This is a genomic window from Nordella sp. HKS 07 (assembly GCF_011046735.1).
In the GTDB taxonomy this organism is placed as follows: Bacteria; Pseudomonadota; Alphaproteobacteria; order Rhizobiales; family Aestuariivirgaceae; genus Taklimakanibacter.
Window position 1 is genome coordinate 3962428 of the sequence record NZ_CP049258.1, and the last position, 15513, is coordinate 3977940.

Below are 15513 nucleotides of genomic sequence, written 5' to 3' on the forward strand. Positions count from 1 at the left end.
TTTCAGCGCGCGTTCTTTTTCCCCACGATTCGATGGCAGACCGGCCAATCGGCGACCGGCTCCATAAAATCGCGCGCCGGCTGATATTGCCGCAGTTTCCACTCCCGTGGCGACCAACTGACGAGCGTCTTGATGATCGCCTCTGCCAGTCCATGGGGCGGCACGTGATAGAGCACGACATCCGTGTCGCGCTCGGGCAGCTTATGCGGGTTGACCCAAGCGATGTCGCCGGGCCGGTAGGCGGGAACCATGGATTCGCCGACGATGAGGATCCCATAGGGATCCCGGACATGTAGGAGTTCGTCCGGCGCCACCAAATAATCGATGGGCGTGTGATCGATGATGAGATGTCCTGTGCCGCCTTGGGCTGCGGCAACGATCGGCAGGCGTCGGCTTCCGGTGCTGCCATCGGGTACAATGACAGGTTCTTCCAGGGGGCGGGGCCGAGGATAGAAGGGGTCACCGAGCTCAAGGATCTCTTCTTCACTCACGGGCGCTTCACCCGATATCGCACGGCCCACGAACAAAGGGATGAGAGCCTTGATGACTTCTGGTGGCAGATAATCCCGGGTGAATTTCTTCGGGTCCTCATAGTGCTGGTAGCCGGAAGGAGTTTTCAGGCCGAGTGCCATTGCGGCCTCCCTCATGCTCACGCCGGCGCGGTTGCGTAGCGCCTTCAAGCGCTGAGTGACGTGAATGAATGTCATGTGACGTTTATAGCGTAAATACTGTACGCAATCAACTTGACATTTGTACGTTTTTAGCGTATAAATACCTGCATGATCATCTTTCTTTCGGAAGCACTGAATGATCGCAAAACCGCCGCTCGAGTAACGCTCGCGGCGGCAGGGCCGGTCGAGCCGCAACCCTCCCCAGAGCTGGCTCCCGGCCCGACCCTTTCCAGTTCCGCCCGCAAGACACGGGCACAGTACTTCTCAAGGCGCAAGACGCCGGCCTTGGTGAACCAGGTACGCACCCTGTATCGGCGCGGAGAACGCTTCTCGGCGATTGCCCGGGCGCTTGCCGTCAATCCCGATACGGTGCGCCGCTGGCTCGACCCGGAATATGAGGATCAGCGACGCAGCCGGACACGCCGGACGATACAGGACGAGAATGTGCTCGCGAATGAGGAGGGAATGCTGCCGACGCTTCCCTTTGTTCCCGGCATCACGGTCTCCGGCCGTTACCGCATGAAGCGGCCGCACCCATAGCCGATTGATCCCAGTCCCTTCCGAACTTGAAAGGAAAGCCGATGAAAGCCGGACGCAAACGCAAGCCGGGGCGCCGCTACGCCTCTGGCAACAGGACAAAGGTGGCGCGCCAGGATGAGGCGCGGCGGGTGGCTCTCGAGGCGCGAATGCGCGTATTCGGTGTCAGTCTCGAAATGGCCGGAAGCGACGCGATGGGCTCGCCTCTAGGACGTCTGTTGCATTGGAATATCATCACCGCGGCGCAGGCCGACGCCGGCTATGATTTTGCGCAGACAATCCGGGCTTATCTGGCAGCCAGCGGCGGCCAGCGACCAAGTCAGGGCAGGGCCGGCTTCCTTCCCGCTCAGGGAAGCTCAAATGGTCAAGGCATGCCAGTAAAGATCCAGGACAAGGCACGCGCCTATATGGAGGCTTTGCACGAGGTCGATCGTCTGGATCCCACATCACCTTCGGCAACCAGTATCGTGTGGGATGTCTGCATCTCGGAGAATGATCGCATGCGCAGCCGCGAGCTGGGACTCTTGCGTTCCGGCCTCAATGCCATCTGCCGGATACAACATCGCGGCATCGTCTCATCGCCGCGACTTAACGCGCATCCCGGCGAAGTGGAATCACTTCGCCAAAAAGGATTCGCGCCAAATTAGTATCTTGGAGCAAATCCCGATCGCCGAAGTCTTCAACATTGGCGGATTTGCTCCAGGAGCCACGCAAGCGCATAATATTGCGACCCCCATTGACTCTCTGTGCCAAGCCATGAGAGTTTGGAAATATCAACATGGATCATTGTCCGCCCGGAGCTTCCCAAGCCGCCGGGCGCTTTCTTTCGGCCCACACAGTGTTGACTACATGGGCCGAAGCGTGAGAGTTGGGAAATATCAAGATGAGAGCATGTGCGCCCGGACGTTACCGTTCCGGGCGTTGTTGTTATCACTCCAGGCGATGGAGGCGAGCATGCCGAAAAGAAAACGCGCCGTTGACCTCTTCCGCCACGAACGCCGCAAGATCCGTGAGAGCGGCGTCCTCGAGGCGTTGATCCAATATGTCGAAGGCAAGCGCGACATGTCGTCAAGCCAGGTTGCCGCAGCCCTTGGACTGCTCATGAAGGCGGTGCCGGATCTGTCGAGCTTCACGCCATTGGTGGCGCATGGCGGGGCGAGGGAAGAGAGGCTCGACGACGCTTCCGCTATAGATTTCCGCGCTATCGATCCTCGACGTTGATGTCGCGCGCGCCGTCCAGCCGCTGCTCGTCCCAAGCCGCAACAAGGGCACATGTGGTGGAAAAAATCCGAGACCCCGGCAAGCAACGGATCACTCATCACTTTCCGTGGCATGCAATCCTTCAATGCGGAGAACGCGCACATGAATGACTACGAGCCCGCCGACGACGGCGCGGTGTTCCGCGATGCGCGTCCCTGGCAAGAATGCATCGCGGACGCCAGGAAGCACTTTCAGGTCTGGCAGGACAAATGTGACAGCATTGACAGCCTCTATGCGGATCTGAAGCGCCTCGCCGACTCAAGCGGCGATCGCGAGTTCCAGATGTTCTGGGCCAATCTGGAAATCATGAAGCCGTCGCTATACTCGAGGTCGCCGCGGCCCGCCGTGGCGACCCGCTTCAACGACATGGCGCCGCTCCCCCGCGCCGCCTCCGAAACGCTCGAGCGGGCGCTCACCGTCAATTTCGAGCTCGAAGACATCAATTCCGTGATGCTGCTCGTCAGGGATGACATGCTCATCAATGGCCGCGGCGTCGCCTGGGTCCGCTACGAAGACGATATCGACCCGGTCGACGGAGCAAGCATCGAGGCTCCCGCGGAACCACAGAACCAGCGTGTTCCCTATGAACATGTCGACCGTGCCGACTTTCTTCATGAGCCCGCGCGCAAGTGGCAGGAGGTGGGCTGGGTGGCGAAGCGCGCCTGGCTGACGCGCGACCAGGGCCTGGCCCGTTTTGGAGACATCTTCGCCACCGTCGATCTCAAGGAACGCAAGGAAGTCTCGGCTAATGGCGACGGTGCCGATTATCAGGGCGAGCGCAAGGGCGAGGTGTGGGAAATCTGGTCGAAGACCAGGAATGTCGTCGTTTGGGTAGCGGAGGGGCTCGACGAAGTCTTGGATATTCGCGAGCCGTTCCTCAGGATCGAAGGCTTTTTTCCATGTCCGAAGCCGGCCTATGCGACATTGGAGCGGCGCAAGCTGATTCCGGTGCCCGATTATTACTTCAGTAGAGATCAGCTCGATGAAATCAACGAGCTGACGGCGCGCATATCCGCACTTGCCGAATCTCTGCGGATGAAGGGCCTTTATGCCGCGGGCGCCGGCGATCTCGCCGAAGCGGTAGAGACGGCGCTGCGCCAGCAGGACAACAATGCCATCCTCGTGCCGGTTGCGAACTTCGCGGCGCTGGGCGGTGCTGCCCTGCGGGACACCATCCTCTGGCTGCCGCTCGCCGAAGTCGCTGCGACCATCAAGGAGTTGATCTTCCTGCGCCGGCAGATCATCGACGATGCCTATCAGATCACCGGTCTCAGCGACATCATGCGCGGGGCGACGGAACCCGCCGAGACGGCTACGGCGCAGGAACTGAAAAGCCAGTATGGATCGGTGCGGATCAGGGAGCGCCAGGCCGAACTGGTCCGGTTCGCCCGAGATCTAGTCCGCATCGCCGGCGAGATCATGGCGGAGAATTTCACGCCGCAAACATTCGTTGCGATGACGCAGATGAACTTGCCGACAGCGGCGACCCTGCAGCGCCAGGCTCAAGAGATCACCACGCAGGCCGGTCAGCAGCTGAAGATTCCGCAGGATCAGGCGACGGCAAATGCACCAGAGCAGCTTCAGCAGCTACAAGCAGACGCGCAGGCCAGGCTGCGGGAACTCGCCGCGACGGTGACGATCGAGCAGGTCGTGGCCCTCTTGCGCGAGCAGCGCATTCGGCCCTTCGTGCTCGAGATCGAGACCGACAGCACCATTCAGGTCGATGAAGACAGCGAGAAGCGGCGGCGCACCGAGTTCCTGGCGTCGCTTGCCAGTGTCATCCAGCAGCTGACACCGCTGGTTCAGACCCAACCAGCGGCAGGACCATTCGCGGCCGAGATGATCAAGTTCGCTGTGGCGCCGTTCCGCGCCGGACGCGCCATGACGGCGGTGATCGACGAGTTTACCGACGCGATCCGCACCCAGGCGCAGCAAGCCACGGCGAGCGCGCAGCCGAGTCCCGAGCTGGTCCTGGCGCAAGCCGAGGCGGCCAAGCTCGACTTCGAGAAGCAGAAGCATGTCGATCAAATGGCGTTGCGCGCGAAGGAGCTCGACCAGACGAATGATCGCGAGATCCGCAAGGCGCGGCTCGAGGGGGACCTCGCCGGCGACGGGGCCGGGCAGCCGGCGGCCTACTCGATGTCCGAGGTGATAACCCAACTGGCCCAGCAGAACGCCCAAGTTCTCCAGGCCCTGGCGATGATCGCCCAAGTGCTCGCGGCGCCGAAGACGGTGACGACGCCGGAGGGCCGCATCTACTCGACGCAACCCGCCCTACCTCAGCAGGGATGAACCAACCATGACCATGCAATACTCGGTCGCGGTGCGCAATGCGCGCCTAGACGTCGTTGAAACCACGATCGGCGTGAGCCCGGTGCTGGAAATCCGCTCCGGCGCGCCGCCGGTCAACTGCGCCGCGGCCGATAGCGGGACCGTGCTCGCCACGGTGAACCTTCCATCCGACTGGATGCTGGCGGCTTCCGCCGGTTCGAAGTCCAAATCCGGCACCTGGCAGGATCTCTCGGCTGACGCCGCGGGCACTGCCGGCCATTTCCGGCTCAAGCAGGGCGGCGCCTGTCATATGCAGGGCACATGTTCCATGACTGGCGGTGGCGGCGACATGATCCTGGACAATACGAACTTCGCCATCGGTCAGGTCTTCACGGTGGTGAATTTCGCGCTGACGGCGGGGAATCCCTGATGGCGGACGATGTCACTCTTCCTGGCACCGGCGCGGTCATCGTCACTGACGATGTCGGCGGCGGCCGGCAGATCCAGCTGGTCAAGCTTGACGGCGGCGCCAATGGCGCATCGGCGCCGGTGGTCTCTGGCGCGCAGGCGAGCGCGAACAGCCTGCCTGTTGTCGGCCCGAACGACGAATTTGTCACGGTGACCGTCGATGTGACGCGGCCGGCCGACACCACCGCCTATGCGGTCGACGACTGTATCTCCAACAGCACATCGGCCCCCACGACATTCACCATCTCCAATGCTGCTAAGGCCTCGGGTGGGTCGGGCCTCATCACCGATATGACCGTCCTCTCCAATAATGATCCGCTTGCCGCGCTGCAGGGAGAGATTTTCCTGTTCGACAGCGCCGTTATTTCACCAAACGACAACGCCGCCTTTCAAGTTTCGGACGCCGATGCGAGAAAGTGCATCGGCAAGATACCCTTCATGCTGGAGGACATCGGCAACAACGAGTTCTTCCACGCGCAGGGTATCAATATCGGCTTCACTTGCGTGGGATCCGCCGATCTACGCTTTCTCTTGCGTGCCAAGAACACCTATGTTCCGGCCAGCGGCGAAGTATTCACTTTTCGCTTGAAGATTCAACGGCTCACTTAGCGGAGGTGCTCATGTACCTGCGCAATCGCGTGCGGATGACAACACGGAAGAAGCCTCCGTCACGCATACTCTTCGGCGCGAGTGCTGTTACTGGAACAGACGCCACGTCCTATTCGTTCACGGGCCTTACGGTTGTAACGCCGCCAGACACACATAGAAATCTCTATGCTTGGATATTCAGCAGTATTGGCAACACAACGCCGGCGCAGACTGAGCCGACCGGGTGTACGATAGGTGGTATTCCCGCCGCACTTGTGTCGCAGTTTTCTCGCGTAGTCGCAACGTCAAGCTGCTGTGTGGCTCTATTTGCTGCCCGCGTTCCCGGAGGAGCAACGGCTACCGTCGCTCCAACTTTCGGTTTCACTGTACGACGCTGCGGCTGCATCCTCGCATCGGCCATTGCGCCACGTCTGATGCCGCCCCTATTTGGGCTCCTAACCGCGACAGGACTGGATGATATTTTCGGGACGGTGCTGGTTCCGAGTGCAGGCTTCATCAGCATTCATAGCCAGAATATCAATACAGCCAGTTCCGACGTTTTCGCGTTTTCCGGGGCTGGAACGGCGGAGCAGACTGACGTGTTTGTCGAAGGCGGTACCCGTATAGCGGCGGCAACTCTTGCCTTCAGCGGCGATCTTTCAATTGTCGGAGCCAACGACTCAGGCATGGACGCTATATGGATGGGGTGGTGAGGCTACACCGCCAGTTTTCGGGTTACCTCTATTAGTGCGTCAGTGATGGTATCAAGCGCCTTGAATTGGCTGCCATAGTTAAGTCCATACTTCTGCTGTTGCGCCAGTCCGTAGTCTGAAGAAATGTGCCAGAAGCGGCCGCCGGAGTTAAATTCAAGGGTAAAGAGTTGGCCAGTTTTTACCTCGCGAATGATGTCGATGCCCATAGCTGGAAGCTGAGGCAATTTGGAGTGAATGCTCTTCGCGAGGTCTATAACCTCTGAGTCGTAGTTGAGAGTTACGCTGCGATCGACGCTGTTGGCAGCCACTTCCATTTCCGTGTCCTCCGAAGTTGCAAGATCTGGCCTTCTTTCAAGCGCCTTCGAGACGATAGAATAGATGGGCCGACCAAGAACCGTCATCACCCGGTAAGACGTCACAAACGGACCAGTATCCACATAACGCTGCGCGAGAAGGCTTTGACCGTGGCGCGGGTCATATTTGGGTAATACTGATGTGTCAGTCCACAAATGAAGATCGGTGGTACGAATTAGACGGACGCCGCGACCTTGTTTGCCCAGGATAGGCTTGATTACAGTGTAAGGCCCCCATTTGGTCTCATCGATCTGCATGTCGGGCTTAATCACATGTGTTTCGGGGACCAGAGCGCCGACGCGTGACAGAAGTTGAATCTCTTCGAGCTTATTTAGAGGAGTGGAGATCAGCCTGGCGCCTCTGATCCGAACGCCAGGATGGTCAATATGGACTGCGACGGGCGAGAAGATGAGGCTCGGCAACTGTGCGGCCTTAGACCAAAAGTCAAACAGCAGTTTCGCCGCGAGCGAGCCAATATGAACCTGGATATCAGGCGCTCGAACGGCGATCAGCTCGCGGACTGTCAGAAAGTCCGTAAGCTTCTGTTTTTCCGGAACGTGCAGAATAACAAGATTGCGCCTATGCGTCATGGCTCTTATTGGGGTTATAGCGACATGGTTTTAGCTTGTAGCATATCCGCAGCAACGTTTGGATAGTTAAACAATGTCCCTCCTGCTGCTTTTCAACGGCGGTGTCATTGGGCCGGTCGAGGGAGACCTCGCTGAAGCGGAAGCCAATGACACGCTATCGGCTTCGGCCGTTCTGGAAATCGTCGCGAATGGGGCGACGACGGAGAGTGACGACGTGGCCCCAGCAGCCGGCGCCGTCGGCCTCGCCGGCTCAGCGACCATTGCTGAGGCGAATGACGTCGCCGCCGCCGCGGCGACGCTGGGCACTGCCGCGCGCCTCGTGGCCGTGGAAGGTGACGATGATCCATCCGCCGGCGGCGCGCTCGCCATCGTTGCATCCGCGACGTGGGGGAGCAAGGCGACATCATCGACGCCTCGGGCGCCGTCGGCATTGCCGCCTCCCTGTCGATTGCGGAAGAGGAGGACACGCTTTCCCTATCGGCGCTCATGCCGACCTGGTACTTGCGCCGCGGCGGCGACGACGCATGGGTCCAATACGAGTGCCGGCAGCGCGAGTGGGAAGAACAGCTTCGCCTGATCATCGATCGATCCTGGCGCATCGCCAATGGTGAAATCAATCCAATCACCTTTGAGCCGATCCCGCCGCCGGATCACAGTGCCGTCGTCGGCGAGTTGATCCATCGGGCCCTGACGCTCGACCAGGCGAGGACAGAGGCTTTCATCGCCGAGCAGGAACGTCTGCAGGAAGAGGAAGCGATCGCCATTTTGCTGGTGGCCTCCTAGAGCGCTTCCCGCGAAAGTTGCTCGACTTTCGCGACAAGGAAGCGCTCCAGGTTTATGCAATCGAGCCTTTTCATCCCATTTTGATCGAATCCATTGATTCGATCAAAACGGGAAAGGCTCCAGGAGTGGACATGACCGTTATCTTCCGGATTTCGCATGGTTCCCAGCCCGCCTTCAGTAAGCGCTCGATCCTGGGGACGCCGAACGTGATTGTCGACGAGATGCCGCCGACGAAGAACATGGCCGACGGCAGATTCTACACCTCGAAGCGAAAGTTTCGCGAGGTGACACGGGCGCACGGCCTGGTCGAGGTTGGCAACGACCCCGCCATGTTCCGCCGTCGCTCGTCGCCGAAACCCGATCGCGGTTCCGTGAAGGCCGCCGTGCACCGGGCATTCTCCCGCGCCGGACTTGGCGTCTAGCTCTCTCTCAGACAGAGGATATGTTCATGATTGATGATGCCGGAGCGGCGCCCGCCGCAACCGAACCTACGTATTTTCAGAATGATGTCGCCTCCCAGGAGACCGCCGTCGAGCGTTCGCAAGAGACAGCACGCAGCTCGCTCGATCGTGCCTTCGCCGTGATCGACGCGCAAGAGAACGAGCCTTCCGGATCCGTAGGAAAGAGAGCGCCGGCGGGCGAGGTCAGTCAGTCGGTGTCCAGCGCCGAGGCGCCGGCGCGCTTCTCGATCGATGCCAGGGCTGTCTGGAACGATGTGCCGGATGCGGTAAAAGGTGAAGTCGGCCGTGCAATACGTGAGCTCGAGGGTGGGCTCATGCAATATCAGCAGGCCTTCGAGCCGCTGAAACCCTACTTTCAGATGGCTCAGCAATCCGAGACCACAATACAAGAGGCTCTCGAGCGATATACCGCACTGGATGGTGCGTTGATTTCCGAGAAGCCCGAGGAGCGCCTGCGCGCGATCGAGAGCGTCCTCGGCTATGCGGGCGTCACGCCACACGACTATGCCCAGTATATCCTGAACCAGAAGCCCGACGAAGCACAGGCGCGAAGCGATCAGACCATCCGCGCTTTGCGCCAGGAGCTGGCTGACTTGCGCAATCAGCTGGGTGGCGTCTCCAGATCCATTCAGCAGCGCCACGCGGACGATGCCTTGAGGCAGGTCGAGGCGTTCGCCGCGGAGAATCCCAGACTGCATGAGTCGGACCTCCAGTTGATGATCGTGCGGCTCCTCGAGACGCAGATGGCCGACACGCTTCAGAGCGCCTACGAAATGGCGGAGCGGCTCATTCCCGCACCGGTTGCCGGCGCTCCACTTGCCGCCCCGGTGGCGGCAAATCGCAGGGCCGGCGCGGCTCAGACCCGCAACGGCAACTTGTCTGTAACAGGTGCTCCAGGCTCCGGCTCAAACCCGGCGAAGCGCAAGGCCCCGTCATCCGCCCGGGAAAGTGTCGACAGCGCTTTTACGTCGCTCGGCCTCGGGTGATCCCCAACATTGCCATTAAGGAGATGTCGCGATGGCACTGAACACCAATGAGCGCCTGCAAGAGGCGTTCTCGCTGGCCTTGGAGGATCGGTCGCAGGGTTATGCCGACCTTGTGTCGAACTCCAACGCGCTGCTCTTCGTCATGAAGAAGCGCAACCAGTTCAAGACCTTCTCGGGTCCGACGATCCGCGAGCGTCTGCTCTACAACGAAAGCGGCACCTATACCCGCTATTCCGGCTACGAGTTCCTCAACCCGCAGCCGGCCGAACTCTTCAACGATGCTGAGTTCACGCCCAAGCTCGCCGCCGTGTCGGTGACCTTGTCGAACGAGGACATCCTGAAGAACTCAGGGACGAGCCAGCTCAAGGACATCATGGAGGAGCACATCACGGCGGCCGAGCAGGAGCTCACCGACCGTTTTGTGGAAGACCTCCACAGCAACGGCACCGCCGCCAATCAGATCGGCGGCCTGCAGCTGGTCCTGCCCACGGTGGTGAACTCCGGCACTTATGGCGGTATCGCCCGGTCGAACGCCATCTGGCAGACTTCGGCCTTCGACGCCAACTCGGCCTTCCCAGGCATCACCCAGGTCGACAGCACGACGGTGCGGCGGATCTTCGAGAACATCATGATCCAGCGCAGCCGCGGGCCGAAGGGCCCGAACCTGATCCTGTCCTCGCAGGAGCACTATACGGCCTATGCCGGGGCACTCGTGGCAATCCAGCAGGTGACGAATGAGAACGAGCTCGGCGCCCTCGGCTTCACGTCGCTGCGCCTCCACAGCGCCAACAAGAAGGTCGATGTCGTGCTGGAAGGCGGCATCGGCTCCGCCATGCCCGCCAATACCAGCTACTTCATCGACACCACGGCCTTACGCTTCCGCTATCACCCGGATCGCAACTTCGTCCGCTTCGGTGGAAAGCAAATGCCCATAAACCAGGACGCCATCGTCCAGCATATCGGCTTCTTCGGCGAGCTGACCATGAACAACCCGTTGCACATGGCCAAGCTCTACGATTCGACGCCGTAAGAGAGGAGAGCGAACACATGTCCAACCCCTCCAAGAGCATCAGCCCCACGCTGGGCGTCAATCTGGGTGCGATCTATCCGCCCTCCGATCCGCTCTACAACGAGCTGCCGAGCCTCGGCACCGTGGTGCGCGCCAAGAACGGCCGGATGTATGTCCTGGCCCAGGCCTCGGCCGGCATCGCCGACAATACGACGGTGATCCTGACTGAGCCCGCGATGACCGTCGCTGGCGGTGCCGGCGCCTGGACCACGCGGTCCGGCGCTCTCAGCACGGGTGACCGTGCCTGGGTCGAGAGCAACGCCATCTAGACAGCTACAAGGCGGGGCCCCGGTCCCGCCTTTCTTCCGCACCCTCTCAGAAAGGAACCTTCACCATGGATGCCTCGAGCACCAAGCATCTGCATATCGAGTTCAAGAACGTCGCCGTCGAGAACCGCACCAAGTCTCTGAAAGAAGGCCGGCCGATCTTCGACCAGCAGGAACAGGTCCATATCAAGTTCGTCGGCGACACCCGCAAGGAGCTAGTCGCTCCGGCGCATGAGAAGTGCATCCGCGATCCCGCGACCAATCTGTGGGTGAGCTATGCCCAGCTCTATCACCGCCATTACGAGGCCTTCAAATCGGGCGAGGCCGCGATCGGCGAGGGGACGCCGATTTCCGAGCTGCCTTTCCTGACCGAAGCGCGCCGCGCCGAGCTCAGGGCGCTCCATATCCATACCGCGGAGGGCCTGGCCCAGCTCGAGGGCGCGAACCTGTCGCGCCTCGGCATGTTCGGCCGCGAGCTCAAGGAGCAGGCCAAGAACTATATCGAGCGGGCCAAGGAGACGGCGCTCGAAAGCCGGCTGTCGGCTGAGAATGCGGCGCTCAAGGCGCAGCTCGAGGCTTTGACGCTGCAGGTGCATGCGATGCAGCCTGTCCCGACGCCAGGCCCGATGACACTTCCGGGCGCCGAGCCGGCTGGCGATGACGAGCAGGCCTCCTCGATCTTCTCAGGCTGGGAAGACAGCGTGCTGCGCGTCTTCATCAAGGAGCGCACCGGCGCCGCGCCAAAGGGCCAGCCCAGCCATGCCACGCTCGTCCGCCTGGCCGAGGAAGCAAACGCCAAAGAGGCCGCCTGACCATGACTATCCTCACCGCAATTCAGAATGTCTCCGCTGCGATCGCTCTCAACCGGCCGGAAGCCGTCTTCAGCTCGACCGAGCGCGAGCATTTTGAATTGCAGGTGCTGGCGAACACGGCCGGGCTCTATATCGCCAAGGACTACGAGTGGCAGGCGCTCAGGGTCGTCGGCACGCTCACCGGCGACGGCACGAAAACGGCCTTCGACCTGCCGGCGGATTACGACCGCATGCTGAAGGAGGCCGAGTTCCGTTCCAGCCGCTACATCACGGCGCTGACGCATATCATCGACAGCGATCATTGGCTGGACATGGAAATCCGCCAGTTCAACCAGATCGCCGGCATGTGGACGCTCCATGGCGGGCAGATCCATATCCGCCCGGCGCCGGCGGCCGGCGAGGCGGTGAAGTTCTTTTACATGTCGAAGCTCTGGGCCAAGGATGACCAGGGCACGCTGAAGGATGGCTTCACCAAGGACAGCGACACCTTCCAGCTCTCCGAAAAGATCCTCGAGCTCTGCATGATCTGGAAGTGGCGGGCGCAGAAGGGGCTGCCCTATGCGCAGGACCAGGACAACTACGAAGACGCAAAGGAGAAACTGCAGGCTGCTGATAAGGGCTCGCGCATCATCTCGGTCGGCCGCGCGCGCCGTCTCCGCGGCATGACCTCGACTTATCCAGTCTCGATCGTGCCCTGATGACCAGTTTCCGCCGCCGCTCCATCCCCCTCAGGCGCAGGCCAGAACGGTGCCGAAGACTTTCCTGGCTCCGGTCCGCGGCTGGGTGCAGTCCGAAAGCCTGGCCGCCGCTCAACCGAATGGCGCCTCACTCCTCGAAAACTTCTTCCCGACGACGCGCGGCATCCGGCCCCGCGGGGGCTCGCTGCGGCACGCGACCATCGCCGCTGGCGTCAAAAGCCTGATGGTGTGGCGCAGCGGGACATCCGAGCGACTATTCGCCACCGACGGCACCGCCATCTACAACATCACCAGCCCGGCGAGCGCGACTGTGCAGCCGGCCGCAGATGCGTCAGGCTTGAGCAGCGGCCTTTTCTCCTCGGTCATGTTTGCCGGCACCGCTGGCGACTTCCTGGTGGCCGTCAATGGCGCCAATGACCGCCGCCTCTATGACGGTGCAGCCTGGACCACAGCGCCGGCGATCACCGGGGTGGCGTCATCTTCGCTCTCGCATGTCTGGGTCTTCAAGAATCGGCTGTTCTTCGTCCAGAAGAACACGATGAATGCCTGGTGCCTGGCTGTCGATGCAATCGGCGGGGCGGCCACCCAGATCTCGCTGTCCGGCGTCTTCAAGAAAGGCGGCTCGCTGCTCTTCGGCGACAGCTGGTCGGTCGATGCCGGCGACGGCCTCGATGATATCTGTGTCTTCATCAGCTCGCTGGGTGAGGTCGTCGCATTTTCCGGCAGCGATCCCGCTGATCCTGTCAATTGGAGCATGGAGGGCCGCTACGATATCGGCCAGCCTCTGGGGCCGAATGCCTACTTGCGCGCCGGTGGTGATCTCATCATTGCGACGACTGATGGTATGGTCCCGCTCTCGGCTGCCATGAACAAGGATCCCGCGGCGCTGACCCTCGCTGCGGTCTCCCGCGCGATCGAGGATGAATGGAAGCGCCAAGCCGTGGCGCGGCAGACATCCCGACAATGGTCTTGCGCGAAGTGGGTCGCCAGAAATATGGCGATCATCGGCTTGCCGACGGTCGGTGCCAGCGAGAAATGCGCTTATGTCGTCAATCTTCTGACTGGCGCCTGGGCGAAGTATACGGGCTGGGACATCGCGGCCCTGGCGGAAATGGGCAATCTGATCTTCTTCGGCACGCCGGGCGGCGGCGTCATGATCGCGGAAGCAAGCGGCACCGATGACGGCGAGCCATATTTTTCGACCTATATCGGCCTGTACGAGCACTTGAACAGCCCGGCGGTGAAAACCGTAAAAATGGCGCGCTCGACATGGTTGCATCGTAAACCGTTCAAGCCAGCGCTGTCGTTCAGTTTCGATTACGTCCCGAAGCTGCCGGCATATCCGAACGCAGCGGCGCATCCCAGCCTCGACGTCTGGGACGTCGGTCTGTGGGATGTAGCCCTCTGGGATGCCGGCATCGCGGAGCAGGTGACCACACGCTGGGTATCCGTGTCGGGGCAGGGCTTCGCGGTGGCGCCGGTAATCCAGATTGCCCATTCATATGCCGGACCGCCCGAAGCCGAGTTGGTGTCGATCGATCTTCTCTATGAGCAGGGCGGGATGGCCGTATGAGACCGGTCTATGGGCAGGACGAGGCGGTGGCCAAGCTGGTGGCGAGCCTGATACCGGCCGCCGCTCGCGGTTTCGGCGACAATTTTACCGCCATGGGTGTCGATCATGGCGGCCTCCTGGTCGGAGGCTTCATCTTCACCAGCTGGTCGCCCAAAACCGGCACCATCGAAATCAGCTATGCCGGCATCGGCCGTCGCTGGCTGACGCGGCCGGTGCTCTACGCGGCCTTCTCGTATGTGTTCGACGGCGTCGGGTGCCAGATGGCGATCGCTCAGATGCCGGCGAGGCTGAGGCATGCTGTCCGCATCGCGCGCGCCTATGGCTTTGAGCAGGTGACTATCCCACGCCTCTTCGGGCGTAACGAAGACGGCGTCATTTCCACGCTCACCGTCGAGGACTGGCGGGCGAACGGATTCCACAAGGAGCACAGACATGGGTAAAGGCAAGGCGCCCAAACCGCCTGATATGACGAAGCTCGCCAACGCGCAGACTTCAGCGAATATAGGCACTGCCCTCACCGAGAGAATGATGAATATGGGCGGTGGCATGGAAACGCCGGACGGCTCGGTGAGCTATTCGCAGAGCGGCATCTATGATTGGACCGATCCAGTCTCGGGCAAGAAATATTCCATCCCGCTGATGAAGTCGACGACGTCGCTCTCGGCGGCGCAGCAGGCGATCAAGGACAAGAGCGACTCGGCGAAGCTCACCGCGGCCGGCATCGCCGATACCCTCGGTAGGCAATTTGCCCAGGCCGGCGACTTCGAGAACGATATCGATAATCGGATCTACGATATGGGGCTCAAGCGCGTGCAGCCTCGAATGGATGAGGCGCGCCGGCGCGCCGAAACCAATGCCGTTAATCGCGGCATTCGGCCGGGCTCGGCTGCCTTTGACGTGCTGATGCGCGATGTCGGCCAGCAGGAAAACGATGCTTACACCCAGCTCGCCCTGAACAGCCGTGGGCAGGCGATGAATGAGCGCGCGCAGCGTGCTGGCGAGATCGCCGGCTTTCTCGGCATGGGGCAGCCCGCCGCGGCGCCCGTCGCACCGCAATATCAGAGCAATCTGCCGACGGTCGATCATATTGGCCTTGGGATGCAGAACTATCAGAACCAGCTCGGGGCTTGGCAACAGAAGAACCAAAGCCTCAATCAGGCGCTCGGCGGCATGTTTGGCATCGCCGGCAACTTCATCAAATATTCGGATCGACGGCTGAAGACCGACATCAATAAGGTCGGCAGGACCGACGACGGCCAGAACATCTATTCATATCGCTATCGCGGCGACAAACGCATGCATCTCGGTCTCATGGCGCAGGAGGTCGAGAAAAAGCATCCCGACGCGGTCGTCGATGTCGGCGGCTACAAAGCTGTGGATTACAGCAAAGCCCTTCATCTCGGAGCGTAGGCC

Annotated in this window: 19 protein-coding genes; 17 read left to right on the plus strand and 2 right to left on the minus strand. The window is 61.1% G+C overall.

All coding sequences use genetic code 11. The features are described from left to right. Positions 1–2: 2 nt before the first annotated feature. A complete protein-coding gene (locus G5V57_RS18650) occupies positions 3–632 on the minus strand; it encodes a S24 family peptidase (RefSeq protein WP_165169066.1) in 630 nt (209 codons plus the stop codon). A gap of 147 nt (positions 633–779) precedes the next feature. On the opposite strand from G5V57_RS18650, the gene G5V57_RS18655 reads away from it, so the two are divergent. The 7 genes from G5V57_RS18655 to G5V57_RS18685 all read left to right on the plus strand — a co-directional run bounded on the left by G5V57_RS18655 (position 780) and on the right by G5V57_RS18685 (position 6508). Then, complete coding sequence (locus G5V57_RS18655; RefSeq protein ID WP_165169067.1) at positions 780–1211, plus strand: hypothetical protein; 432 nt, start codon at positions 780–782, stop codon at positions 1209–1211. 146 nt (positions 1212–1357) lie between these two features. Continuing rightward, positions 1358–1855, plus strand: coding sequence for a hypothetical protein (locus tag G5V57_RS18660; protein WP_165169068.1), 498 nt, complete (start codon positions 1358–1360; stop codon positions 1853–1855). Positions 1856–2162: 307 nt separating this feature from the next. Then, a complete protein-coding gene (locus G5V57_RS18665; protein WP_165169069.1) occupies positions 2163–2429 on the plus strand; it encodes a hypothetical protein in 267 nt (88 codons plus the stop codon). A 141-nt stretch (positions 2430–2570) separates the two neighbouring features. Then, positions 2571–4760, plus strand: coding sequence for a hypothetical protein (locus G5V57_RS18670; RefSeq protein WP_165169070.1), 2190 nt, complete (start codon positions 2571–2573; stop codon positions 4758–4760). A gap of 7 nt (positions 4761–4767) precedes the next feature. Continuing rightward, complete coding sequence (locus G5V57_RS18675; RefSeq protein WP_165169071.1) at positions 4768–5169, plus strand: hypothetical protein; 402 nt, start codon at positions 4768–4770, stop codon at positions 5167–5169. Next, positions 5169–5816 (plus strand): hypothetical protein, encoded by a 648-nt coding sequence (locus G5V57_RS18680; RefSeq protein ID WP_165169072.1) that lies wholly within the window; start codon positions 5169–5171, stop codon positions 5814–5816. The genes G5V57_RS18675 and G5V57_RS18680 overlap by 1 nt, the downstream gene beginning before the upstream one ends. Positions 5817–5827: 11 nt before the next feature. Further along, the gene (locus G5V57_RS18685) at positions 5828–6508 is read left to right on the plus strand and encodes a hypothetical protein (protein ID WP_165169073.1); all 681 of its coding nucleotides are present in this window, start codon (positions 5828–5830) and stop codon (positions 6506–6508) included. A gap of 2 nt (positions 6509–6510) precedes the next feature. Here the strand turns inward: G5V57_RS18685 and G5V57_RS18690 are convergent, their stop codons facing one another. Beyond that, complete coding sequence (locus G5V57_RS18690) at positions 6511–7452, minus strand: RimK family alpha-L-glutamate ligase (RefSeq protein ID WP_165169074.1); 942 nt, start codon at positions 7450–7452, stop codon at positions 6511–6513. Positions 7453–7836: 384 nt separating this feature from the next. Here G5V57_RS18690 and G5V57_RS18695 point away from each other — a divergent pair, with 384 nt between their 5' ends. From G5V57_RS18695 to G5V57_RS18740, 10 genes are all read left to right on the plus strand, one after another. After that, the gene (locus G5V57_RS18695) at positions 7837–8235 is read left to right on the plus strand and encodes a hypothetical protein (RefSeq protein WP_165169075.1); all 399 of its coding nucleotides are present in this window, start codon (positions 7837–7839) and stop codon (positions 8233–8235) included. Between the two features lie 17 nt (positions 8236–8252). Then, the gene (locus tag G5V57_RS18700) at positions 8253–8657 is read left to right on the plus strand and encodes a hypothetical protein (protein ID WP_165169076.1); all 405 of its coding nucleotides are present in this window, start codon (positions 8253–8255) and stop codon (positions 8655–8657) included. 26 nt (positions 8658–8683) lie between these two features. After that, the gene (locus G5V57_RS18705; RefSeq protein ID WP_165169077.1) at positions 8684–9682 is read left to right on the plus strand and encodes a hypothetical protein; all 999 of its coding nucleotides are present in this window, start codon (positions 8684–8686) and stop codon (positions 9680–9682) included. 31 nt (positions 9683–9713) lie between these two features. Then, complete coding sequence (locus G5V57_RS18710) at positions 9714–10712, plus strand: phage major capsid protein (protein WP_165169078.1); 999 nt, start codon at positions 9714–9716, stop codon at positions 10710–10712. Between the two features lie 17 nt (positions 10713–10729). After that, positions 10730–11020, plus strand: coding sequence for a hypothetical protein (locus tag G5V57_RS18715; RefSeq protein ID WP_165169079.1), 291 nt, complete (start codon positions 10730–10732; stop codon positions 11018–11020). Positions 11021–11085: 65 nt separating this feature from the next. Further along, positions 11086–11829: a hypothetical protein gene (locus G5V57_RS18720; RefSeq protein ID WP_165169080.1), complete on the plus strand. Its 744-nt coding sequence runs from the start codon at positions 11086–11088 to the stop codon at positions 11827–11829. Between the two features lie 2 nt (positions 11830–11831). Next, the gene (locus G5V57_RS18725) at positions 11832–12527 is read left to right on the plus strand and encodes a hypothetical protein (RefSeq protein WP_165169081.1); all 696 of its coding nucleotides are present in this window, start codon (positions 11832–11834) and stop codon (positions 12525–12527) included. 49 nt (positions 12528–12576) lie between these two features. Beyond that, positions 12577–14100: a hypothetical protein gene (locus tag G5V57_RS18730; protein ID WP_165169082.1), complete on the plus strand. Its 1524-nt coding sequence runs from the start codon at positions 12577–12579 to the stop codon at positions 14098–14100. Beyond that, positions 14097–14540, plus strand: a complete 444-nt coding sequence (locus G5V57_RS18735) for an N-acetyltransferase (RefSeq protein WP_165169083.1) — start codon at positions 14097–14099, stop codon at positions 14538–14540. The genes G5V57_RS18730 and G5V57_RS18735 overlap by 4 nt, the downstream gene beginning before the upstream one ends. Then, complete coding sequence (locus G5V57_RS18740; protein WP_165169084.1) at positions 14533–15510, plus strand: tail fiber domain-containing protein; 978 nt, start codon at positions 14533–14535, stop codon at positions 15508–15510. Before G5V57_RS18735 ends, G5V57_RS18740 begins: the two co-directional genes overlap by 8 nt. Positions 15511–15513: the final 3 nt, after the last annotated feature.

Bases quoted from the DNA above. Each gene is read 5' to 3' on its own strand.
- G5V57_RS18670 (WP_165169070.1), top strand. From the start codon at position 2,571: ATGAATGACTACGAGCCCGCCGACGACGGCGCGGTGTTCCGCGATGCG.
- G5V57_RS18660 (WP_165169068.1), top strand. From the start codon at position 1,358: ATGCGCGTATTCGGTGTCAGTCTCGAAATGGCCGGAAGCGACGCGATG.
- G5V57_RS18655 (WP_165169067.1), top strand. From the start codon at position 780: ATGATCATCTTTCTTTCGGAAGCACTGAATGATCGCAAAACCGCCGCT.
- G5V57_RS18725 (WP_165169081.1), top strand. From the start codon at position 11,832: ATGACTATCCTCACCGCAATTCAGAATGTCTCCGCTGCGATCGCTCTC.
- G5V57_RS18680 (WP_165169072.1), top strand. From the start codon at position 5,169: ATGGCGGACGATGTCACTCTTCCTGGCACCGGCGCGGTCATCGTCACT.
- G5V57_RS18705 (WP_165169077.1), top strand. From the start codon at position 8,684: ATGATTGATGATGCCGGAGCGGCGCCCGCCGCAACCGAACCTACGTAT.
- G5V57_RS18710 (WP_165169078.1), top strand. From the start codon at position 9,714: ATGGCACTGAACACCAATGAGCGCCTGCAAGAGGCGTTCTCGCTGGCC.
- G5V57_RS18650 (WP_165169066.1), bottom strand. From the start codon at position 632: ATGGCACTCGGCCTGAAAACTCCTTCCGGCTACCAGCACTATGAGGAC.
- G5V57_RS18740 (WP_165169084.1), top strand. From the start codon at position 14,533: ATGGGTAAAGGCAAGGCGCCCAAACCGCCTGATATGACGAAGCTCGCC.
- G5V57_RS18665 (WP_165169069.1), top strand. From the start codon at position 2,163: ATGCCGAAAAGAAAACGCGCCGTTGACCTCTTCCGCCACGAACGCCGC.
- G5V57_RS18715 (WP_165169079.1), top strand. From the start codon at position 10,730: ATGTCCAACCCCTCCAAGAGCATCAGCCCCACGCTGGGCGTCAATCTG.
- G5V57_RS18735 (WP_165169083.1), top strand. From the start codon at position 14,097: ATGAGACCGGTCTATGGGCAGGACGAGGCGGTGGCCAAGCTGGTGGCG.
- G5V57_RS18690 (WP_165169074.1), bottom strand. From the start codon at position 7,452: ATGACGCATAGGCGCAATCTTGTTATTCTGCACGTTCCGGAAAAACAG.
- G5V57_RS18720 (WP_165169080.1), top strand. From the start codon at position 11,086: ATGGATGCCTCGAGCACCAAGCATCTGCATATCGAGTTCAAGAACGTC.
- G5V57_RS18675 (WP_165169071.1), top strand. From the start codon at position 4,768: ATGACCATGCAATACTCGGTCGCGGTGCGCAATGCGCGCCTAGACGTC.
- G5V57_RS18685 (WP_165169073.1), top strand. From the start codon at position 5,828: ATGTACCTGCGCAATCGCGTGCGGATGACAACACGGAAGAAGCCTCCG.